General features: G+C 61.5%; 21 protein-coding genes. 10 read left to right on the top strand and 11 right to left on the bottom strand.

The features are described from left to right. Positions 1 to 637, bottom strand: a 637-nt coding sequence (locus HOP58_RS06780; protein WP_234259897.1) for an AAA family ATPase, incomplete at its 3' end; no start/stop codon positions are given. Positions 638 to 781: 144 nt separating this feature from the next. Here HOP58_RS06780 and HOP58_RS06775 point away from each other — a divergent pair. Then, positions 782 to 1,192, top strand: coding sequence for a nucleotidyltransferase domain-containing protein (locus HOP58_RS06775; RefSeq protein WP_234259896.1), 411 nt, complete (start codon positions 782 to 784; stop codon positions 1,190 to 1,192). Between the two features lie 84 nt (positions 1,193 to 1,276). Here the strand turns inward: HOP58_RS06775 and HOP58_RS06770 are convergent, their stop codons facing one another. From HOP58_RS06770 to HOP58_RS06745, 6 genes are all read right to left on the bottom strand, one after another. Next, the gene (locus tag HOP58_RS06770; RefSeq protein WP_234259895.1) at positions 1,277 to 1,504 is read right to left on the bottom strand and encodes a hypothetical protein; all 228 of its coding nucleotides are present in this window, start codon (positions 1,502 to 1,504) and stop codon (positions 1,277 to 1,279) included. Then, positions 1,497 to 1,874, bottom strand: a complete 378-nt coding sequence (locus tag HOP58_RS06765; protein ID WP_234259894.1) for a hypothetical protein — start codon at positions 1,872 to 1,874, stop codon at positions 1,497 to 1,499. Before HOP58_RS06765 ends, HOP58_RS06770 begins: the two co-directional genes overlap by 8 nt. Positions 1,875 to 1,967: 93 nt before the next feature. Continuing rightward, positions 1,968 to 3,482: a flagellin gene (locus HOP58_RS06760; RefSeq protein ID WP_234259893.1), complete on the bottom strand. Its 1,515-nt coding sequence runs from the start codon at positions 3,480 to 3,482 to the stop codon at positions 1,968 to 1,970. Positions 3,483 to 3,677: 195 nt separating this feature from the next. Next, on the bottom strand, positions 3,678 to 4,505 hold the full coding sequence (locus HOP58_RS23155; RefSeq protein WP_346657452.1) for a flagellin: 828 nt from the start codon (positions 4,503 to 4,505) through the stop codon (positions 3,678 to 3,680). 107 nt (positions 4,506 to 4,612) lie between these two features. Continuing rightward, positions 4,613 to 4,894 (bottom strand): HigA family addiction module antitoxin, encoded by a 282-nt coding sequence (locus HOP58_RS06750; RefSeq protein WP_191225039.1) that lies wholly within the window; start codon positions 4,892 to 4,894, stop codon positions 4,613 to 4,615. A gap of 10 nt (positions 4,895 to 4,904) precedes the next feature. After that, positions 4,905 to 5,183, bottom strand: coding sequence for a type II toxin-antitoxin system RelE/ParE family toxin (locus tag HOP58_RS06745; protein ID WP_234240409.1), 279 nt, complete (start codon positions 5,181 to 5,183; stop codon positions 4,905 to 4,907). Between the two features lie 175 nt (positions 5,184 to 5,358). Between HOP58_RS06745 and HOP58_RS06740 the strand changes: the two genes are divergently transcribed. Both HOP58_RS06740 and HOP58_RS06735 read left to right on the top strand, forming a co-directional pair. Then, positions 5,359 to 5,637 (top strand): helix-turn-helix transcriptional regulator, encoded by a 279-nt coding sequence (locus tag HOP58_RS06740; protein WP_234259892.1) that lies wholly within the window; start codon positions 5,359 to 5,361, stop codon positions 5,635 to 5,637. After that, positions 5,630 to 6,916: a type II toxin-antitoxin system HipA family toxin gene (locus tag HOP58_RS06735; RefSeq protein ID WP_234259891.1), complete on the top strand. Its 1,287-nt coding sequence runs from the start codon at positions 5,630 to 5,632 to the stop codon at positions 6,914 to 6,916. The genes HOP58_RS06740 and HOP58_RS06735 overlap by 8 nt, the downstream gene beginning before the upstream one ends. Positions 6,917 to 6,935: 19 nt before the next feature. Here HOP58_RS06735 and fliD read toward each other — a convergent pair whose 3' ends face one another. After that, positions 6,936 to 8,330: a flagellar filament capping protein FliD gene (fliD, locus tag HOP58_RS06730; protein ID WP_234259890.1), complete on the bottom strand. Its 1,395-nt coding sequence runs from the start codon at positions 8,328 to 8,330 to the stop codon at positions 6,936 to 6,938. 217 nt (positions 8,331 to 8,547) lie between these two features. Between fliD and HOP58_RS06725 the strand changes: the two genes are divergently transcribed. After that, positions 8,548 to 9,648, top strand: coding sequence for a Fic family protein (locus HOP58_RS06725; protein ID WP_191224916.1), 1,101 nt, complete (start codon positions 8,548 to 8,550; stop codon positions 9,646 to 9,648). A 9-nt stretch (positions 9,649 to 9,657) separates the two neighbouring features. Here HOP58_RS06725 and HOP58_RS06720 read toward each other — a convergent pair whose 3' ends face one another. Beyond that, positions 9,658 to 10,644 carry an OmpA family protein gene (locus HOP58_RS06720; protein WP_234259889.1) on the bottom strand — a complete coding sequence of 329 codons (987 nt, stop codon included), beginning with the start codon at positions 10,642 to 10,644 and terminating at the stop codon, positions 9,658 to 9,660. 162 nt (positions 10,645 to 10,806) lie between these two features. Next, a complete protein-coding gene (locus tag HOP58_RS06715) occupies positions 10,807 to 13,329 on the bottom strand; it encodes an EAL domain-containing protein (RefSeq protein WP_234259888.1) in 2,523 nt (840 codons plus the stop codon). A 472-nt stretch (positions 13,330 to 13,801) separates the two neighbouring features. Here HOP58_RS06715 and HOP58_RS06710 point away from each other — a divergent pair, with 472 nt between their 5' ends. Continuing rightward, positions 13,802 to 14,167, top strand: coding sequence for a flagellar protein FlaG (locus HOP58_RS06710; protein ID WP_234259887.1), 366 nt, complete (start codon positions 13,802 to 13,804; stop codon positions 14,165 to 14,167). Positions 14,168 to 14,171: 4 nt separating this feature from the next. Here HOP58_RS06710 and fliE read toward each other — a convergent pair whose 3' ends face one another. Next, positions 14,172 to 14,501, bottom strand: a complete 330-nt coding sequence (fliE, locus tag HOP58_RS06705) for a flagellar hook-basal body complex protein FliE (protein WP_234259886.1) — start codon at positions 14,499 to 14,501, stop codon at positions 14,172 to 14,174. Between the two features lie 299 nt (positions 14,502 to 14,800). Here fliE and fliF point away from each other — a divergent pair, with 299 nt between their 5' ends. Genes fliF through fliJ form a run of 5 tightly spaced genes read left to right on the top strand, consistent with a single transcriptional unit; the run spans position 14,801 to position 20,130 of the window. Beyond that, the gene (fliF, locus tag HOP58_RS06700; protein WP_234259885.1) at positions 14,801 to 16,534 is read left to right on the top strand and encodes a flagellar basal-body MS-ring/collar protein FliF; all 1,734 of its coding nucleotides are present in this window, start codon (positions 14,801 to 14,803) and stop codon (positions 16,532 to 16,534) included. Next, a complete protein-coding gene (gene fliG / locus HOP58_RS06695; protein ID WP_234259884.1) occupies positions 16,527 to 17,531 on the top strand; it encodes a flagellar motor switch protein FliG in 1,005 nt (334 codons plus the stop codon). Before fliF ends, fliG begins: the two co-directional genes overlap by 8 nt. Next, complete coding sequence (locus tag HOP58_RS06690; protein WP_234259883.1) at positions 17,524 to 18,270, top strand: flagellar assembly protein FliH; 747 nt, start codon at positions 17,524 to 17,526, stop codon at positions 18,268 to 18,270. Before fliG ends, HOP58_RS06690 begins: the two co-directional genes overlap by 8 nt. 10 nt (positions 18,271 to 18,280) lie before the next feature. Further along, positions 18,281 to 19,678, top strand: coding sequence for a flagellar protein export ATPase FliI (fliI, locus tag HOP58_RS06685; RefSeq protein WP_234259882.1), 1,398 nt, complete (start codon positions 18,281 to 18,283; stop codon positions 19,676 to 19,678). After that, a complete protein-coding gene (gene fliJ / locus HOP58_RS06680; protein ID WP_234259881.1) occupies positions 19,675 to 20,130 on the top strand; it encodes a flagellar export protein FliJ in 456 nt (151 codons plus the stop codon). The genes fliI and fliJ overlap by 4 nt, the downstream gene beginning before the upstream one ends. Position 20,131 lies beyond the last annotated feature (1 nt).

The raw sequence follows: 20,131 nt of genomic DNA, 5'->3' as shown, positions 1-20,131 counted from the left end.
GATTGTTGAGGCCGGAGAACAGGCTTACCTTGCTGAACTTCGACACCCCGGTAAGCAGCACGAAGGCCAGGTGCGGGTCGGCATCCTTGAGCACGCTGTAGAGGTTCTTCAATCCCTCGCGTAGCTCGCGGGCCCGTTCGGGCTCGAGTAGATTGTCGAGAATGGGCTTGTCGTACTCGTCGACCAGCACCACCACCCGCTGACCGTACCTTTCGTGGGTGCCGCGGATCAGGGCCGAAAATTCGCCGGCGATGTCGGTCTCACGCCGCAAGGGAACACCCAGACGTTCGCGATGTTGAAACAGCTGGTCGCGTATCCGCTCATCGAGTTGCTCGCGGTTCTGCATCACGCCATCGGCAAAGCTCAGGCGGATCACCGGATGCCGAACCTGCCAGTCCCACTTGTCGTGGATATAGAGCCCTTCGAATAGCGCCTCGCGCCCCTCGAACAAACAGCGCAGGGTGTCCAGCAGCAGGCTCTTGCCGAAGCGTCGCGGGCGCGAGAGGAAGTAGTACCCGCCCTGTTCCACCAAGCGATGCAGCTGTGGGGTCTTGTCGACGTAGTAGTAGCCGCCTTCGCGCAGCTTGTCGAAGGCTTGAATACCAATGGGCAGTTTCTGTCGGGGCGCGGCGGACACGACACTCTCCTGGGACAAGCGCTCATTCCCGGCCAGCATAGCATGGCGCACGGCCGGGTGGCGTGGTGGTGGAGGCAGCGCGGATTGCCAACGCTGAACCGAGCAGGCATCCTGTCTTCATCGCAACCATCATGGTGGAGTGCCATGTCCTGCTCACCCGATGCACTAGCAGCCGTCTCGGAGTACTTGGCTGCAGCGCTACCTGAGCTTCAAGCCGTCTATCTTTATGGCAGCCAGGCCACGGGGGCGGCAACAGCCGACAGCGATGTGGATCTCACCCTGCTGCTGCCCACTCGCCTGGCAGCCGAACAGCGCTGGCAGATGAGCGGTGAAGTGGCGGAAAGGTTGCGAGCCGATGTCGACCTGCTGGATCTGCGTCAGACTTCAAACGCTTTGCAATATCAGGTCGTGACCGAGGGACGGAAGCTTTGGCAGCGCGGCAACAGCAGCGATGAATTCGAGTTGATGGTACTAAGTGAATATTGGGACTTGGCCATTCAACGACGAGAGTTGATCGAAGACATCAAGCAAAGAGGCAGCGTTTATGGCCGATGAAGTACTTCTCAACAAGAGCGCGACCATCGAGCGATGCGTGGCCAGAGAACTACTCGACTATGCCACTCGCTTGATTGAGCTGGCTTAGCCAGTATTCACGCTCAAGCGTATGCATGCCGAGGCGTTCAACATCGCCAGGGTATGCGCCCGCTGCTGCTTTACGGCATCGTCCAGAATCGCCAGCAGCCTGTCGTAGTCTTCCGACATCTTCTCGTCCATGCCGGAGGTCTCGAAGCGCTCGAGGGTGCTCTGCGTCTCGTCGATGAGCTCTTGCAGCGCGTCGATCACGCGCTGGTAGTCGGCTTCATTCATGCGCACTGCCGCCCGAGTCGGTTTGCAGCGCATGGGAACGGGCATAGAGTCGCCGGATGCTTTCGATGGCCACGGCCTCGTGCTCGTCCAGCCTCAGCAATGCACCACCCTTTCCTTCCGGATCGTCCGTTGCTTCCATCAGCTCATCCGAGTAGCGCCTGAGCAAGTGATCGAGGTTCATGCGGATCATGGTCAGCTCCAGCTCGAATTCCGTCTGGAGGTTCTTCAAGCGCAGCTTCTCTCTCGGTTCATAGCAGTTCTGCAGCTTTACCGTCAGCGTATCGCTGAGGAAATGCTCGGTGGCCTTCAGTTTCGGAATCAGATCCTCGACAAGTTCCTTGGCCGACAGTCTGGCTACCCGTTCAGTCATGCCATGCTCTCCTCAAGAAAACAGGCGCCACAAGGGCGCCTGTCGGGTCTTGAAGGGTGGGGCAAGACCTGCCCCCACCCGATCAAGTCCAGATTAACCCAGCAGAGACAGCACGTTCTGCGGAATCTGGTTAGCCTGGGCCAGTACGGAAGTGCCGGCCTGCTGCAGAATCTGCGCGCGGGTCATGTTGGCGACTTCCACCGCGTAGTCGGCATCTTCGATGCGCGAACGAGCGGCTGACAGGTTGGTAGCGTTGGTGTTCAGGTTGGTGATGGCGTCTTCGAAGCGGTTCTGGACGGCACCCAGCTCGGAGCGCAGGCTGTCGACCATGTTCAGGGCGGCATCGATCGACTTTAGGGGATCCACAGGAGCCAGAGCACCCAGAGTCACTTCACCGGTCGCCTGATCAACGGTGGCGGTGTAGTAAGTCGCGTCATCGCCTTCACCGTTACGGATGAAGTACGAGCCGTTATCGCCCTGCATCAGGGTGTTGGTACCTTCCAGCGCATCGTTGACACTGCTCAGATCAGCAGCGATCTCTTCCTGAGCGGCCAGGGTCAGAATGTTGCCGGTAGTAACCTCAGCATAATCGGTGAAGTCTGTGATGGCTGTGCTGTCAGCAGCGCCAAGCACAACCGCACCAGTTTCAAGGTCGATGGTATTGGTTGTCCCATCGATTGTCCAAGAATTGGTACCGTCGGAAACAACCAGTGTGCCAGTAGCGTTCGCTTGATGCACAGCAAACTCGACATCGCCGGCAGCATCTTCACGAATGGCGCTGTCAAGCGTGCTCAGCTCAACCAGGTTACCATCAGAATCAACGAAGCTGTCTGCGGTAGTTGCAGCAACACCAGTAGCGGCCGTGCCACTTGTGTCATAAGAGACGGTGTTGGTTGCTGAATCGAAGGTGGCATCGAAGAGGTCAGTGCCAACCTGGGCGTACAGCGCACCGTCATCACCCACTACCAGGGTGGCCTGCTCAGGCTCAGCGCCACTGAACGTCAGTGCAACGGTGGTCGCTTCCTGTGCCGGACGAAGAACGCCGCCCTCGACAGCTGACAGGGAAGACGAAGCCACCTGGTTACGCAGATCCAGGTTAGCCAGACCCAAAGTTTGGGCGTTGATTTGCTTCAGGTTAACGGTGATGGTTTCACCATCGTTGGCACCAACCTGGATCTTCAGGCCCTGGTCGCCGGCCAGCACTTTCACGCCGTTGAAGTTGGTTTCTTCTGAGATACGGTTGATTTCAGAAAGACGCTGGCTGATTTCGTCCTGGATGGACTGCAGGTCATCGGGTGAGTTGGTGCCGTTAGCGGCCTGAACGCTCAGCTCACGAATGCGCTGCAGGTTGTCGTTAACCTGGTTCAGCGAACCTTCGGCGGTCTGGGCGATGGAGATACCGTCGTTGGCATTACGCTGTGCCTGGTTCAGACCGGTGATCTGAGCGGTCATACGGTTGGCGATGGCCTGACCGGCAGCATCGTCCTTGGCGCTGTTGATACGCAGGCCGGAGGAGAGACGCTCCATGGAGGTCTGCAGGGCGTTCTGGCTCTTCTGCAGGTTAGCCTGGCCAATCATGGAAGTGATGTTGGTATTGATGACTGACATGGGTCATTTCCTTTTTTACGTTGAGGGCTCCATTGGCGGGCCCACTGAACCTGGTTTCGCTGGCCCAGCATCTTCGGGCCTACCTCAACGGCGCCGTTGGCCGTTACCCTGATTAACGGCACCTGTGGCCAGGACTTTAGGAAGAAGGGAAAAAAATTTTGAATTTTGTCTCGGACCTGGCGTCGAGGACCGGAATCAGCGCTGGCGCAGCAGCTCCAGAACGAGTTCCGGCATGCGGTTCGCCTGGGCCAGGATGGCGATACCGGCCTGCTGCAGGATCTGAGCGCGCACCAGGTTGGAGACTTCCTGGGCGTAGTCGGCATCCATGATTCGCGAGCGAGCGGCGCTGAGATTGACCACGGTGGTTTGAATGTTGTCGATCACCGCTTCGAAGCGATTGTGCAGCGCGCCGAGCTGGCTGCGCTGGCGGTCGGTTCGCTTGAGCGCTTCGTCCAGGGTATCGAGCGGCATTTCGGTGGCATCACCGCCTTCATGTGCCACGACACGAAAGCCATTCAGCCCCAGCGTGTGCCGATTGATGGCCTGGAGCTCGATGGTGATGGTCTCGCCATCATTGGCCCCCACCTGGATACGTAAGCCACGGCTTTCGCCCAGCACGGAAACGCCGTTGAAGCCTGTCTGCAGCCCGATGCGATCTATCTCATCCAGGCGCTGGTCGATCTCGTCCTGTATCGCGGCAAGATCGGTAGGGCTCAGAGTACCGTTGCCGGCCTGCACGGTGAGCTCCCGGATACGCTGCAGATTGGTATTGACCTGGCCGAGTGCGCCTTCGGCGGTCTGTACCAGCGAGATGCCGTCGTTGGCGTTGCGCGCGGCCTGGTTGAGCCCGCGAATTTGTGCGGTCATGCGGTTGGCAATGGCCTGCCCTGCCGGGTCGTCCTTGGCACTGTTGATGCGCTGGCCCGACGAGAGCCGCTGCATGGCACTCTGCATGGCCTGCTGGCTGCTACGCAGATTGTTCTGCACGATCATCGACAGAATGTTGGTGTTGATGCCTATCACGCAAACGCCCTCACCCCGTGCACGAAGGGCACCGGTGGAGAGAATATCGGCTTCTGCGGGTAAAGCTTTAGCGCGGTGTCGTTGGCATTCGCTCGTTTGGCGTTTCGTCAACCCGCGGCATGCAGAGGGATTACCTGAGCGCGTGGACGCTGGGACGCCTGCCAGAGTTCATGCTTGAGTTGCATTTCCAGCCACATCTCGGCGCTAGTGCCCAACGCCTGTTCAAGGCGCAGCGCCATATCAGCAGAGATGCCAGCGCCTCCATTCAGGATGCGGGAAAGGGCAGCGCGTGTCACGCCAAGCCGCGAGGCTGCCTCGGTGACAGTGACATCTCCGATGTACTCGCGCAGTACGGCGCCAGGGTGTGCAGGATTGTGCATACGGCCCATACTTTCTCTCCTAATGGTAGTCCTGATAATCAACCAGAATGGCGTCTTCCCCTTCGAAAGCGAAGGTGAGTCGCCAGTTCCCGTTGACGGTGATTGCCCAGTGCCCGGCCAAGTCGCCCTTGAGCGAATGGAGCTTCCAGCTAGGTGCACTCATATCTTCGGGACGTTTGGCGCTATCCAGGGCTGTGAGCTGCACCTGCAGCTTCGGTGCATGCTTGGCCTGGATGCCGGCTGTAGAGCCGGTTTCAAAGAACTTGCGCAGGCCTTTGTGACGGAAGCTCTTGATCATGCGTATACTGTATAGTATCGCTACACACAATACAATGGTTTCGCTCGAGAACCGCAAGGCACCGGGGTAGCCGGTTAACCCTCCGCCGCCACTCTTCTATAGATACGATAATATCTATTTTAACCATTTTTCTGCTATGATAGATATAATCATATCCCTTTATGTGTGTTTACCTATGCGCATCTCTCTACTCACCGCCAGTGACGTTCAGCACGACCTGGCCAAGGCCGTTCGCCGCCGTCGCCGCGAGCTGAAACTGTCGCGCCACGCCCTGGCCGAGCGAAGCGGTGTGCCGGCACCGACCATCAAGCGCTTCGAGAGCACCGGCCAGATTTCGCTGCGCCAGTTCCTGCTGCTGTGGCAAAGCGTAGATCAACTGGAACGTCTGGCAGCGCTTTCCGCAACCCCGCCGAGCACGCCGCAAAGCATCGAGGAGGTGCTGCGCGATGCCTGACTTCGTTCCGGTAAGGCAGCTCGAGGTACTGCGCCGACTCAGTGATGGCCGTCAAACACGCATTGGGCGGTTGGCGCAGAGTCGTCAGGGTGTGTTCTTCCAGTACGACGACGCCTACTGTCGAGAGTTTCACAACCTCTCGCCGTTTCAGCTAGCGTTCGATACACGGCTGCAAGGCGCACCGCGCCAGCCTCACCATGGCCTGCACGGCCTGTTTGCCGATTCGCTGCCGGACGGCTGGGGTCTGATGCTGATGGATCGCCTTTTTCGTCAGCACGGCATATCGCCACACGACGTTACGCCAATGGACCGCCTGGCTTTCGTTGCCGAGCACGGCATGGGAGCCTTGAGCTACCGGCCCGCTTCCAAGCTTGTCGATTACGCTGAATCTACCCCCTGGAGCAGCCTGGGTGAGCTTGGCGAGCAGGCCCGCCGACTCTTCGAAGGCCAAACCGACACCGTGCTCACGGCCTTGGCCCAAGCCGGCAGTTCGGGCGGGGCTCGCCCAAAGGTACAGGTGTATCTTTCACCCAATGTCACTGACCTGGCCAGCACCCACCCACGTGAGGGGTTGGAACCCTGGCTGGTCAAGTTCACTTCGAGTACGCTGGCATTGGGCCATGAGGAGGGGCTGTGCGAGGCTGCCTACCTGACCCTTGCCCGTCATGCCGGCATCGAGACACCCGAGTGGAAACTGATTTCGCCCCCCGAAGACTCCCCGGCACTTGCCTGGCTTGCATTGCGACGCTTCGACTGCAGCGAGCGGGGGCGTTACCACATGAGCAGTGCCTGTGGCTTGCTGGATGCCGATTTTCGTTCGCCGTCGCTGGATTACGAAGATCTGATCAAGGCCGGCCAAGTTCTGTGCCGCAAACCTGCCGTCGGAAAAGCGCTGTTTCGTCGCGCCATGTTCAACCTCTTTGCCTGCAATCAGGACGATCACAGCAAGAACTGGGCGTTTCTACTCGATGACGAAGGCCAATGGAGCCCCACCCCCGGCTACGATCTGACCTTCAGCCCCAGCCCATATGGCGAACACGCGACGGCGTTCAAGGGCCACGGTAGAAACCCACCCCTCAAGGCCGTTCAGGCGCTGGCCGAACAGGCCGGCTTCACTCGCTGGAGCGAAGCCAGGCAGGCGATAGAGAAAGTCGTGATGGCAGTCAGCGGCTGGGACACCGTTGCGAAGGAGTTGGGTGTCAGCATCCAGACACGACGGGAAATACAGCGGCGGCTGAGCGCCATTCAGAAAGAAAACCGCCCACTGTGGGGCGGTTGAGCGCTCGAATGGCGGGCTATCAGTTCCGCCCGAGCTGGGCGTTCATCATCTCGAACTGCTGGAACAGGTAGTCGCTGGTCTGGTTCATCTGGGCGATCATGCCGTCGAGCTGGCCGAACTGGGTGCGGTAGCGGGCGATGGTGGCCTCGATGCTCTGCTCCATGCGCAGGTAGCGCTCGTTGAGACTCTCGATACGGCTCTCGGCACCGCTGATGGCGCCGCCCAGGACACCATTGCTGCCATTCAACTGTGTGACGATCTCGCTGATCTGACCGGCCAGGCCGCCGGTAGTGCTGTCGCCGGCGAAGAAGTCGCTGAGTGCGTCCTGGTCGTTGGCGATCACGCTATCCAGACGCTGTTGATCGATTTCCAGGGTGCCGTCGAGCTTCATCGAAATGCCGATATCGCTGAGCATGGAGAAACCGCCCTCCCCTGCCTCCATGCCGCCGGCCAGCACGCTGCGCAGGCGCCCTTCAATGCTGCGCACGGCACTGTCACCGAGCAGATCGCCAGCGGTCTCGCTATCGCCGCTGAAAGCGGTCAATTCGCCGATGGTGCTCTTGAGCGCATTGTAGGCCTCGACGAAGCCGGTGATGGCTTCGCGCACCGCGCGGGTGTTCTGTTCGACCTTGACGGTACTGCTACCCTCTTCCGTCAGGCTGAGCGTGACGCCTTGGATCGCTCCTTCCACCTGGTTAGAAGCACTGGTGATGGGAATGCCATTGACGTTGAGCAGCGCATCCTGTCCAGCCTGAGCAATGGCTTCGGCCCCTTCGGTTTCACTGAATGCGATGCCATCGGCAAAGAAACCATCACTGAAGGTCAGATCGGTAATGGAAGCCGCCTCACCGGTCTCGCTGCTCATCAGTGCGAGCCGGTAGCCCTCACCGTCGTTGACGATGGAGGCGGTGACGCCGGCACCCTCTTGGGCATTGATGGCATCGCGAATGTCCTCGAGCGTACTGCCGGCGGCGATATCGATGTCGATCGCCTGAGGAGCCTCGCCGGTAGCGTTGCCGAAGTGCAACGTCAGCGTCTGGTCGCTATCGGTCAGTACCTGGTCGAGATCGACCTCGAGGCGCGCCGAGGCCAGGCTGCCTGCCGTGGCCAACCGCTCCACATCGATGGCGTACTGGCCCATGGCCGCATCACGACCGGCAGCCGCTTCGACGGAGCTACCGGCGACGGATGTGGAAAGGCTCTGATAGAGGGATGCGTCGTTGAGGGCGTTGGCGGCGGCTTGAAAGCCGGAAAGTGCGCCCTTGAGTTCACCGTAGGCGGAGATCTTGACTTGCTGGGTCTCGATCTGCCGTTCGATGGGCTTGAGCTTGCCGCGCTCGGCTTCGTTGAGCTGGTCGAGCAGACCGTTGAGATCGAGCCCGGAACCGATGCCGAGAGAAGAAATGCTGGCCATAAGGGACTGCCTTGTGTCGGTGTATTGACTTCCTGTTATCACAACCTCGGCGGCTTACCAAAAAACTTTAGCTTTCCGACAAAAAATTCCAGAACTCGCCGGCCGCCTCCTTGCGGAGTTGGTGTTACCCCTCATGCTCCGATAAATCATCATGGCGGCAGGAAACGAGCGCAGGGTGCCGTATAATGGCGACAATCGACCCTTTTGAGGCTGCCATATGCCAAAAAGCACCGCCTACCGCCCACCGTTCACGCTAACGCCATTAGCGCTCCGCCTTGTCGCGGAGATCAGCGAGGCTGTCGGGCGCTATGCGATTCTGGCGGAATACAGCCTCACCCCACAGCTGCGGCGAGAGAATCGGCTACGAACGATTCACGCATCGCTGGCCATCGAAAACAATACCCTCACGCTGGATCAGGTTAGTGCTGTCATCGACGGCAAGCGTGTGCTTGGCCACCCACGGGAAATCCAGGAGGTACGAAACGCTTTCTCCGCCTATGAAGCCATGCCGGGCTGGACACCCGAATCGGTGAAAGATCTGCTTGAAGCTCACAGCCTGCTGATGCAAGGGCTTGTCGATGATGCCGGCCGTTTTCGCACCGGAGGAGTGGGCATCTACAAGGGCAGTGAGCTGGTTCATATGGCCCCGCCCGCTCAGCGGGTACCTTTGCTGGTCGAAAATCTTCTGAAATGGCTGTCCGGCACAGATGAGCATCCATTGATTGCAAGCGCCGTGGTGCATTATGAACTTGAGTTCATCCACCCCTTTGCCGACGGCAACGGCAGGATGGGACGCCTGTGGCAAACCTTGATACTGCGTCGCTGGCGGCCGCTGCTGAGCTATCTACCTGTCGAGACGGTCATTCGCGACCGGCAGCAGGAATATTATGACACCCTGGCACAAGCCGACCAGGCAGGAGAAGCCACGCCTTTCATTGAATTCATGCTCACCGCACTGCGCGATGCCTTTAGGGAAGCGATTGAAAGCGAACCCGGCGCTTTCTCCCCCGCCATACAGCGGAATAGTCCAGATAGTGCCCTACGGACCGACCTAGCTAGCGACCCAGTAGACGACCCAGCTAGCGACCCAGTTGAAAGGTTGATGGCTGTCCTGGCGGCAGGAGAAGCCGGAACGGCGGCATTGATGGCAGCCCTTGGGCTGAGTCATCGCCCGACGTTCCGCAAGAACTATCTAGCCCCCGCGCTTGATGGTGCATGGATCGAACCCACCCAGCCTGAAAAACCCAACAGCCCCAAGCAGCGATACCGGCTGACACCAAAAGCAAAACGCTGGCTGCGGCTGCATGAGAACCCCTGAGCCAGGCCGTCACCGCGCATGAATGATCACTTCCACCCGACGGTTCTGGGCGCGACCTTCCACCGTCTCATTGCTCCCCAAGGGCCGGGTGTCGGCCAGCCCCACCGCGCGCAAGCGCTGCGATTCGACACCGGAACGCTCCAGGGCGTGAACGATGGCAATGGCTCGAGCACTGGAGAGCACCCAGTTGGAGGGGAATTCGTTGGTCTGAATTGGCCGGCTGTCGGTGTGCCCCTCCACGGCAACCTCGCCGTCGTGGCGCTGAATCACCTCGACCAGGCGCTGAATCAGCGCCTCGCCCTCTTCGGTAAGCTCGGCGGCGGCGGTCGGGAACAGCAGCCGGTCCTCTACGCGCAGCTTGATGCCCTCGGCGACTCGGGTCGCCTCCACTCCTTCCAGGTCGGGCAGGTAGGGCGCATCGTGCAGGTCTTCATCCAACGACTGTTGCAGCAGCTGCGATGCCGCAATGGCGGGCTCCTCAATCTGCTGCATACCGCTCGGGGGGCGGTCGGTCAGTACCAGGATGAAATCGCCGCGCGAGTTGGGCAGCACATCGTTGGTCGCGAGCAGGGGCTGCAGCGATGACTGTAATGGCGCAAGCGTAGCCGGCGCCTGCCGCTCCAGTAGAGCCAGCGGCGTTGGCGGCGGCATGAATGCGGGCAAAGCGGCAGGTGTCGGCATCGGCAGCTCCCGACGTGGCAGGCCGGCCACGCCCAGCGCTGCCGCAATGGCCGATTCGCTCAGGCGCCTGGCAACGGGCCGGGGCACGTCGGCAGCGGGCAGGGTCTCATCGATGGCAGGCTGCGCCTGGGTCAGCTCACTGGGCAAGGGGATCGCGAAAGGCACCCGTGATGCCAGCGACTCACTCTCGGCGTTGGAGCGGCTGAAGCTGGAGAGGGTGAAAATCAGCACCATCAGCGCAACCAGCAGAGTCATGATGTCCAGATAGCCGATCATCCAGGCACTGTCCTGGTCGTGATCGTGATGACTGGGCATGAGCGATTCGTGGCGCATGGGGCCACGATGATCGCTACTGCTGGCTTGCAGAGAGCTCATCGAAACGACTTGTCATCCGAGGGAAGATGGCATGCTAGCGTAACGGTCGAAGGCACTGAGTGAAACGGCGAAAAGCGCGACTCGCGGGCGCTTCCTCGAGCTTCAACTGGTGCTTTCAGGCAATCCGCTACGCGACGCCAGGTAGCGGCTGGCAAAAAGGTCGGCCGGCACCGCCCGGCCGGAGAGATACCCTTGGATCAGCTCTACCCCGTGACGCTCGAGAATATCGCGCTGCGCCTCGGTTTCGACCCCTACGGCGGCCAGGCGCAGCTCCATTTCGCGTGCCAGCCCCGCCACGGCGGCGACGATAGCCGCACTGCCTTTCTGGCCGCTGTCCAGCCGCTGCACGAAACGACGGTCGATCTTCAGCATGGTGATGGGCAGCTCATCCAGGTAACCGAGCGCGGCATAGCCTGTACCGAAGTCGTTGATGGCAACGTCCCCCGCCAGACGACGCAGGCGCTTTAGCACCACGGCGGCCTGCTGAGGCTTGTCGAGCAGGGTACGCTCGGCGATCTCGAAGCCCAGCAGCCCGGGTTGCAGGTTGTGCTGCTTGAGCTTGGTGGCCACTCGCACGGGCAGATCGGGCTGCCAGAACTGACGGGCGGAGAGATTGATGCTGATGGGAAGCGGCGCGCTACCGGCGGTATTCCATGCAACCAGTTGGGCGCAGATCTGTTCCAGCATGTATTCGTCCAGCTGTGGCAGCAGCCCGGCACGCTCGACCAGCGTCATGATATCGATTGGCGGCACGCTGCCCAGCAGCGGATGATGCCAGCGCAACAGGGCCTCGGCACCGTACAGCCAACCACCCTCACGCTCGAAGATGGGCTGATAGTGCAGCTGCAATCCTTCCCCCGTGACGAAGGCATCCTGCAAGGCCTTCTCGAGCGCCCGCTGACGGTCGTCCTGCAGGTTCATCTCATTGCGATAAAGGCGATAGCCGTTGCGACCCTCCTCCTTGGCCCGGTACATCGCCACGTCGGCATTGTGCACCAGGGCTTCCGCGGTGGTCGCATCGTCGGGGTAGAGGCTGATGCCCAGGCTGCAGCCGATGCGAAACTCCTGACCCTCGATCACGCAGGGCTCGCCAACGGCTTCCACCAGGCGACGAGCGATACGAGTCACCTCGTCGACCTCTTCGAGATCGGGGAGCAGGACCAGGAACTCGTCGCCGCCCAGGCGAGCCAGGGTGTCGTCTTCACGCAGGCGCAGCTGCAGCCGTTCGGACATCATCACCAGCAGTTCATCACCGAAGGCGTGACCGAGCGCATCGTTGACCTCCTTGAAGTGGTCGAGGTCGACGAAAATCACCGCCAGGCGGGTCTGGTTGCGGTGGGCATGCCTTATCGCCAGCTCCAGGCGATCTTCCAATAGGCGACGGTTGGGCAGGCCGGTGAGGGCATCATAATAAGCCAGCTTGCGGATGCGCTCTTCGTTCTCGCGCATATGAGTGATATCGCTGAACAGCGCTGCATAGTGGGTCACTGCGCCGCTGTCGTCGGTGATCGCTGTGATGGTCAGCATTTCGAGGTAGAGCTCGCCGCTCTTGCGCCGATTCCAGATCTCACCCCGCCAGTAGCCGCTGCGCTTCAATGCATCCCACATCTGGCCGTAGAAGGCGGCGTCGTGACGGCCCGAAGAGAGTATCTCCGGGGTTCTGCCAATCGCCTCTTCGGCGGTATACCCGGTCATGTGGGTAAAGGCACGATTGACGAATTCGATCCGGTTGCTGGGATCGGTGATGATGATACCCTCTAGCGAGGAGTCGATGACCCGCTCGGCCAGCTGCAGATTCTCCCGCGACTTGGCCAGCGCCTGATCACGCTGCTCCAGCGCCTCACGCAGATCCTGCATATAAAGGTACTCGGCACTGGCCAGCATATCGCGAAAGCCCAGCAGCCCAACCACCTCGTCGCTATCGTCGAGCACCGCGAGATGGCGCACCCTGTGGTTCATCAACAGGTCGCGGGCGGCAATCAGGGTATCGTCCTGATAAACCGTCAACAGCGGTCGGCTGGCCAACCCATCGATAGGCGTATTGCCCGGGTGACGCGCCACGAACCGCACCAGATCGCGTTCGGTGAGGATGCCCAGCTCGCCGTTTCCACATTTGACGACCACGGCATCGCATTCGGAAAGCCGCATCGAACGGGCCGCCTGGGACAATAGCTGCGTGCCGTCGAGCACCAGGGCACGCTGACGCATCGCCGCCTGCACCTCGCGCAGGCGCAGGTAAGGCTCGAGCCCCTGGTTCAGGGCGACATCCGTCTGCGACAGGATGCCGACCGGCGCTCCGGCATCATCGATAACCAGGAAGTGGCGTCGCCGCTCGGCGTTGAAGCGCAGCGCCGCCTCGCTCAGCAGCGTAGAGTGGTGCAGGCTCGCTACCGGCCGGCTCATGACTTCCGAAACCGGCTGACGTACGGCTTCGGGATCGGCGAAATTGACGGCCAGCGCATCGTGCTCGGTCCAGATGCCCAGCGGCTGTCCGGCCTTTGTCACGATGATGGAGCTACATTGGCGAGCCGCCATCCGCTCGGCCGCCATCCACAGCGGTGTCTCGGGCTCGCAGGTGAGAACCCCGGTCTGCATGATGCGTTCGATGGGTAGCTCTTGGCTCATGTCGCCTCACTGCTGGCTGCTGCTCGATGCTTGGCTACAATGCCCCGAACCCAAGAGCATCCGCCTGTCACCTGCATACTCTGAAGTGGCGCAGTCTTAAGGAAACACCGCACAAATGCCTGCGCGAGCGAATCACTGCGTTGCGCGGTGCTCAGAATCCTCACATATACCCCATATGCTCCGGTTCTTGTGCTCCGTGCGCCTTGCGCTTCATCTCGCTCGTCGATTTGTTCAGCGCTTCCAATGTAGCCAACTGTTACAGCATTTTATCCGCTTAGCTTAACTTTGCATCAACGAATGCAAAGAACTGCCAACGCTGCGACAACACGCCACCATGAAAAAAGTGACAAGATTCCCTAAAGGCGGCTTTTCATCGGCCGATATAGCCTGTGGGAGAGGCTGTCTGTGAACGGCCTTGGGGGAGATGCTGGGTACCAGCATCAGCAGGACATATACAAAAGGAAAACAGTCAATGTCTTCGCCACTGACCGACGCCACCAACGCTTTGAACACGTCAGCGCTGCACGACCTGACGCCACGTCAGCGCAAGGAGAGCGTTCTGGCCTCCTTGCCCAGCGCCGGCTCCATGCTGGCCCAGGCCGAGAGCCATGGGATGTCGCCCAGCCAAGCCGACCTGGTGGAGCCGATTCAGCGCATCAACGAAGTACTGCGTCAGTATGGTGTGGAATTCGAGCTCAACGACACGACACGCGTCATCACGCGCATCGTGGACCGCGAGTCAGGAGATGTGCTGCGCCAGATCCCGGCGGAAGAGGTGCTCGCCATTGCCGAGCGCCTGGACGAACTGAAGGGTAGTCTGATCAGTCTGCAAGCCTGATCGGTTACACCTGCATGTTCATGACGTCACGGTAGGCGGAAACCAGACGGTTACGAACCTGCAGGCCCATCTGGAAGGCCACGCTGGCCTTCTGCATGTCGACCATGACGTCATTGAGTTCGACATTAGGATCGCCGGCCTGGAATGCCATGGACTTTGCGGCAGAAGCCTGTTGCAGGCGATTGATACGCTGAATCGAAGCCTGAAGTTCGCCGGCGAAACCGCCCTGCCCCACCTGCGTGGATACCAGTTGCCCCTTGGCCGACGGCCCACTGGCCTGAGCCGCCAGAGTCTGCATCTGTGCCAATGCCGACTGGATGGCAGGTGAACTCATGTTCGGCACCCCTCGTCTTGTATTGATTAGCGGGGCCATTGCGGGCCCACTGGAATGTAGAGCAAGCCTATCAGGTTGCGGCGCCTACCAAACGACCAAATGGAAGGTAAAAAAGGGGCTTTTCCTGCCTTTGGAGTAGATGGCGGCTCGCATAATAGCGTTCATCACAGTTGCGCCCCCTGCGGGCAGCCAGAACGCGGTGAACGGATGCAGTCGATGCCATCTTCCAGCAACACACTTCACGCAGCCCAGTGCGCGCCTAATGCAATCGCCAAACGTGTGCCCATGCGGGGGCAAGCATGAGCAACGGCGCCACGACGCAGGAGCGTCAGGACTCTTCAGCCAGCGGCTCCGCCGCAGTGGTCGAACGTCTCCAGCAACAGCTGCGCGGCAATCCCACGCTCGCCATTCTGATCGGTGGCGCCGCGATGATCGCCATCGTGGTCGCGCTGCTCATGTGGGCACGTACGCCAGAGTATCGCGTCCTTTACAGCAATCTTACCGAGGCCGATGGCGGACGCATCATCAGCGAGCTGGAAAGCCGCGGCGTGCCGTTCCGCTTCAGCGAAGGCGGCACGGCACTGTTGGTACCCGGCGATGCCGTACACAGCCTGCGTCTGCAGCTGGCCGAACAGGGCCTGCCCCGCGGCGGCAATGTCGGCTTCGAATTGATGGATAACCAGGCCTTCGGCGTCAGCCAGTTCACCGAGCAGGTCAATTTCCAGCGCGGCCTGGAGGGCGAGCTGTCGCGCTCCATCGAATCCCTGGGGCCGGTATCACGCGCCCGCGTCCACCTGGCCATGGCCCGCTCTTCGGTCTTCGTGCGCGACCGTGAACCCGCCAAGGCATCCATCATCGTTACCCTGGAGCCGGGCCGGGTGATGGGCGACGGTCAGGTCAGCGCCATCGTTCACATGGTATCCAGCAGCGTCCCCGACCTGGCTGCGGAAAACGTCACCGTGGTCGACCAGAGTGGCCGCCTGCTTTCTCAGACCAGCACGCAGGGTCGCGGTCTCGATGCCACCCAGCTCGACTACATTGCCGAGGTGGAACGCTCCTTCCAGCAGCGCATCGAAAATATTCTGGCCCCGATTCTCGGTCGTGAGAACCTCAGCGCCCAGGTGGCCGCCCAGATCGATTTCTCCCGCCGTGAAGAGACATCCGAGCGCTTCGGCCCTAACCAGCCGCCCAACGAAGCCGCGATACGCAGCCGTCAGTCGAGCCTTTCCTACAACGGTGGCGACGACCTGGCGCTGGGCATCCCCGGCGCTCTGAGCAACACGCCGCCGGGCGTGGCCCCCTCGCCCATCGAGCTGCCCACCGATGAAGACGGTGAGCTCACCGAAGAGGCCCAGCAAAGCCTGCAGGCACTGAACAACCTACGCCAGGACGACGTGGTCAACTACGAGGTCGATCGCAACATCCAGCACATTCAGCACCGTCAGGGTGAGGTGACCCGTCTCACCGCCGCCGTGGTGGTGGACTATCGCGAAGAGCGCAACGAAGACGGAGAATGGCAGCGCGTGCCGCTGAGCGAGGCCCAGATCGCCCAGATCGAGCGTCTGGTGCGTCAGGCCATCGGCTTCTCCCCGGCACGTGGCGACGAAATCGAAGTGGTCAACAGCCCGTTCAGCCGCGACGCGACGGAAGCCGAAGAGTTCGAGTGGTGGCAATCGCCCGAGGTTCATTCGCTGGCTCTGACCATTGGACGCTATCTGCTGGTGGCGCTGGGCATACTTCTCGGTTACCTGCTGGTCCTGCGTCCGCTGATCAAGCGCCATACCGAGCAGCCCCTGCTCGCCAGCGCTCCGGGCACCGGCCTTCAGGTACGCGTGGGTGACGATGGTGAACCGACCGAGGGCGAACTGCAGGCGGCCGGAGACGATGACGAGCTGCGGCCGTACCAGAAGCCCAAGCGCAAGCGCCGCTCGTCGGCCTACGAAGACCATCTGGCCGAGCTGCGTGAGCTCGCCCAGGAAGATCCCCGCATGATCGCCATGATCGTACGCAGCTGGATGAGCAAGCATGAGTAGTGCCAAAGCGATGAACGGCGTTCGCCGCAGCGCCATCCTGATGCTGGCCCTCGACGAGGACAGCGCAGCCGAGGTGTTCAAGTTCCTCTCACCCAAGGAAATTCAGCAGTTGAGCATGGAAATGGCCGATATGGGCCAGGTCTCCCATGAAGACATGCAGCAGGTGATGCTGGAGTTCCACCGCGAGACTGAAGAGTTCATTGCCCTGAACCTCAACTCCAGCGATCACATTCGCTCGGTGCTGACCAAGGCGCTGGGCAGCGAGCGCGCCACCAGCATCATTGAGGACATCCTGGAGTCCTCCGGCTCCAGCAGCGGCATCGATTCGCTGAACCTGATGGAAGCCTCGATGGTGGCCGAGCTGATCCGCGACGAGCATCCGCAGATCATCGCCACCATCCTGGTACACCTGGAGCGCCACCAGGCCGCCGATATCCTCGAGCTGTTCGACGACAAGCTGCGCAACGACGTGGTGCTGCGTATCGCCACGTTCAGCGGCGTGCAGCCGGCCGCCCTGCAGGAGCTCACCGAGGTGCTCTCGGGCATGCTCGACGGACAGAACCTCAAGCGCAGCAAGATGGGCGGCGTGAGAACGGCGGCGGAGATCCTCAACCTGATGAACTCCGCCCTGGAGGAAACCGCCATCGAGACGGTGCGCGCCCACAGCGAGGATCTGGCACAGAAGATCATCGACGAGATGTTCCTGTTCGAGAATCTCATGGATCTCGACGACCGCAGCATCCAGTTGGTACTCAAGGAGATCGACACCAACTCGCTGGTGGTGGCACTCAAGGGCGCTCCCGAAGGGCTCATGGAGAAGTTTCTGCGCAACATGTCGCGCCGTGCCGCCGATCTCATGCGCGAGGACATGGAGGCCCGTGGGCCGATTCGCGTCTCGCAGGTGGAAGCCGAGCAGAAGGCCGTTCTCCAGGTGGTACGCCGCCTGGCCGACTCCGGCGAGATAGTGCTGAGCGGTGGAGACGACACCTATGTCTGAGCGGGCGACCGGCTCGGAACGCCACGCCCCCTGGCGGCGCTGGCAGATGGACGAACTGCATGCCGAGCGGCCCGAAGAAGACGCCCGGCAGGCACTTGACCCGGCCGTGGAAGCCCGGCGTCGAGAAGCCTTTCAACGCCAGGCAGAGCTGAAGGCGCTGCGCGAGAAAGTCATGCAGGAGGCCCGCGAGGAGGGCTACCGGGCTGGCTTCGAGGAAGGCCGCCAAGCGGGACATGCCCAAGGCCTGGATGAAGGTCGCTTAGAGGCACAGAAGGAACTCGAGCGGCTGGTACGCGACACCGTGGCACCGCTTCGGCCGCTGGCAGAGCAGTTCTCCATCGCCCTCGAGGGGCTCGATGAAGAGATTGCTAACGACCTGGTGGAGCTGGCCCTTGCTACCGGCCATCAGCTCGCCGGAGAGGCGCTCAAGGCTCGCCCGCGCCAGGTGCTTGAGCTGATCGGTGCGCTATTGCATACCGAGCCGCCGCTGGTGGGCCAGCAACGCCTCTGGCTACATCCGCTCGACCACAAACTGGTCGAGGAGCACCTGGGCACCGAGCTGGCAGCTGCCGGTTGGAAATTGCAACCCGACGCACAGCTCACCCGCGGTGGCTGTCGGGTCACCAGTGCCAACGGCGAGCTGGATGCCACCTGGGAGACCCGCTGGCAGGCGGTGAAATCCCAGGTCAGACGTCGGCGTGCAGCACCCGCCGACGACAACAGCGACAACGAAGAGTAGAGACAGCGCAATGAGCGAAGCGGCAGCGACCACCAATGCGCATCAAGCACGCTGGCAGCAGACGCTGCGGCATGTGCGCGCGCGCGTGGAAACGGTGCCCGGCTATCGCAACAGCGGTCGGGTGCTGCGCGCCACCGGCATGGTGATCGAAGCCGTCGGACTGCGCGTGGCGCTGGGCAACGCCTGTCGCATCGAGCTGCTCTCCCCCGGTGGCAACGAGCCGCCCCGTTTCGCCGAAGCCGAGGTAGTCGGCTTCAACGGCGAGCGTCTGCTGTTGATGCCGCTCACGGAAATCGCCGGCCTGATGCCCGGCGCCCGGGTCTTCCCGCTGGGCGACGGTCCGGATCATGCGGCACGCCGCTTCCCACTGGGTGAATCCCTGCTCGGTCGCGTGGTGGATGGCAACGGCGAGCCGCTGGACGGCTTCGGCCCTCTGGACGAGGCCCCCCGTGCCCCGCTGTCTACTCCCCCGCTCAACCCGCTGAAGCGCGCTCCCATCGACGAACAGATCGATGTGGGTATCCGCGCCATCAATGCCCTGCTCAGCGTTGGGCGCGGCCAGCGAATGGGGCTGTTCGCCGGCAGCGGTGTGGGCAAGTCGGTGTTGCTCGGCATGATGGCCCGCTACACCGACGCTGAAATCATCGTGGTGGGCCTGATCGGCGAGCGTGGCCGCGAGGTTCAGGACTTCATCGACAATATTCTCGGACCCGAGGGGCGTCGGCGTGCCGTAGTGGTAGCGGCACCGGCCGATACTTCACCGTTGCAGCGTCTGCAGGGTGCAGCCTATGCCACGCGGCTGGCAGAGGGTTTTCGCGATGCGGGCAAGAACGTCTTGCTGATCATGGATTCGCTGACCCGCTACGCCATGGCCCAGCGCGAAATCGCTCTGGCCATCGGCGAGCCGCCGGCCACCAAGGGCTATCCGCCTTCGGTGTTCGCCAAGATCCCCAGCCTGGTGGAACGCGCCGGTAACGCCGAACGCGGCTGCGGCTCGATCACCGCCTTCTATACCGTCCTCACCGAAGGCGACGATCAGCAGGATCCGATTGCCGACTCGGCGCGCGCCATCCTCGACGGCCATATCGTGCTGTCCCGCACCCTGGCAGAAGCCGGCCACTACCCGGCCATCGACATCGAGGCCTCGATCAGCCGCGTGATGACCCACATCATCGACGACCAGCAGTTGCGCATGACCCAGGCGTTCAAGCGCCTGTTCTCGCGCTACCAGCGCAATCGCGACCTGATCAGCGTCGGCGCCTATAGCCCGGGGCACGACCCCCAACTGGACGAGGCCGTGCAGCGTTACCCGCAGCTGGAGCACTTTCTCCAGCAGGGCATGAATGAAAACGCCTCGATCGAGGCTTCCAAACAGATTCTGGCCGAAACACTAGGAGTCAGACAATGAGTGCATCGTCACAACTCGCCATGCTGAGCGACCTGGCCCGCGACGCCCGCGATCAGGCGGGGCAGCTGCTGGCGGGTGAGCGTCAGAGTGAACGTCAGGTCAGCGCTCAGTTGGAATCGCTCAATCGTTATCGGCTCGAGTATGCCGAGCGCTTGCAACAGGCCATGCGTGAAGGCATCGACCCGGCCAGCATGCACAACTATCAGCAGTTCCTGGCATCGCTGGATGCTGCCCTGCAGCGCGCCAGGCAGGCGCTGGACGCCCAGCAGCAGCGCGTTCAGCAGAGCCAGCAAAATTGGCAACAGGAACAGAAGCGGCTTTCCGCCTTCGATACTCTGGTATCGCGACGCGATGCCGAGCGACTGCGCCAGGAGGCGCGCCGCGACCAACGTACCAGTGACGAAATGGCAGCCGGACGGCTACTACGCCAGCGTGCCGGTCACTCATCGTGAG

Origin of the sequence: Halomonas sp. MCCC 1A11062, from assembly GCF_021404355.1 — a bacterium.
Taxonomy (GTDB): domain Bacteria; phylum Pseudomonadota; class Gammaproteobacteria; order Pseudomonadales; family Halomonadaceae; genus Halomonas; species Halomonas aerodenitrificans.
The sequence above is the reverse complement of the archived record's forward strand: the minus strand, read 5'-3'. Positions and strand labels throughout refer to the sequence as shown.

What these genes read in the sequence shown, in the direction of transcription:
- fliG (WP_234259884.1), top strand. Translation starts at nt 16,527, where the DNA reads ATGAGTAGTGCCAAAGCGATGAACGGCGTTCGCCGCAGCGCCATCCTG.
- HOP58_RS06760 (WP_234259893.1), bottom strand. Translation starts at nt 3,482, where the DNA reads ATGTCAGTCATCAATACCAACATCACTTCCATGATTGGCCAGGCTAAC.
- fliF (WP_234259885.1), top strand. Translation starts at nt 14,801, where the DNA reads ATGAGCAACGGCGCCACGACGCAGGAGCGTCAGGACTCTTCAGCCAGC.
- HOP58_RS06725 (WP_191224916.1), top strand. Translation starts at nt 8,548, where the DNA reads ATGCCAAAAAGCACCGCCTACCGCCCACCGTTCACGCTAACGCCATTA.
- HOP58_RS06745 (WP_234240409.1), bottom strand. Translation starts at nt 5,183, where the DNA reads ATGATCAAGAGCTTCCGTCACAAAGGCCTGCGCAAGTTCTTTGAAACC.
- fliI (WP_234259882.1), top strand. Translation starts at nt 18,281, where the DNA reads ATGAGCGAAGCGGCAGCGACCACCAATGCGCATCAAGCACGCTGGCAG.
- HOP58_RS06740 (WP_234259892.1), top strand. Translation starts at nt 5,359, where the DNA reads ATGCGCATCTCTCTACTCACCGCCAGTGACGTTCAGCACGACCTGGCC.
- fliJ (WP_234259881.1), top strand. Translation starts at nt 19,675, where the DNA reads ATGAGTGCATCGTCACAACTCGCCATGCTGAGCGACCTGGCCCGCGAC.
- HOP58_RS06720 (WP_234259889.1), bottom strand. Translation starts at nt 10,644, where the DNA reads ATGCCCAGTCATCACGATCACGACCAGGACAGTGCCTGGATGATCGGC.
- HOP58_RS06735 (WP_234259891.1), top strand. Translation starts at nt 5,630, where the DNA reads ATGCCTGACTTCGTTCCGGTAAGGCAGCTCGAGGTACTGCGCCGACTC.
- HOP58_RS06715 (WP_234259888.1), bottom strand. Translation starts at nt 13,329, where the DNA reads ATGAGCCAAGAGCTACCCATCGAACGCATCATGCAGACCGGGGTTCTC.
- HOP58_RS06770 (WP_234259895.1), bottom strand. Translation starts at nt 1,504, where the DNA reads ATGAATGAAGCCGACTACCAGCGCGTGATCGACGCGCTGCAAGAGCTC.
- HOP58_RS06710 (WP_234259887.1), top strand. Translation starts at nt 13,802, where the DNA reads ATGTCTTCGCCACTGACCGACGCCACCAACGCTTTGAACACGTCAGCG.
- HOP58_RS06765 (WP_234259894.1), bottom strand. Translation starts at nt 1,874, where the DNA reads ATGACTGAACGGGTAGCCAGACTGTCGGCCAAGGAACTTGTCGAGGAT.
- fliE (WP_234259886.1), bottom strand. Translation starts at nt 14,501, where the DNA reads ATGAGTTCACCTGCCATCCAGTCGGCATTGGCACAGATGCAGACTCTG.
- fliD (WP_234259890.1), bottom strand. Translation starts at nt 8,330, where the DNA reads ATGGCCAGCATTTCTTCTCTCGGCATCGGTTCCGGGCTCGATCTCAAC.
- HOP58_RS06750 (WP_191225039.1), bottom strand. Translation starts at nt 4,894, where the DNA reads ATGGGCCGTATGCACAATCCTGCACACCCTGGCGCCGTACTGCGCGAG.
- HOP58_RS06690 (WP_234259883.1), top strand. Translation starts at nt 17,524, where the DNA reads ATGTCTGAGCGGGCGACCGGCTCGGAACGCCACGCCCCCTGGCGGCGC.
- HOP58_RS06775 (WP_234259896.1), top strand. Translation starts at nt 782, where the DNA reads ATGTCCTGCTCACCCGATGCACTAGCAGCCGTCTCGGAGTACTTGGCT.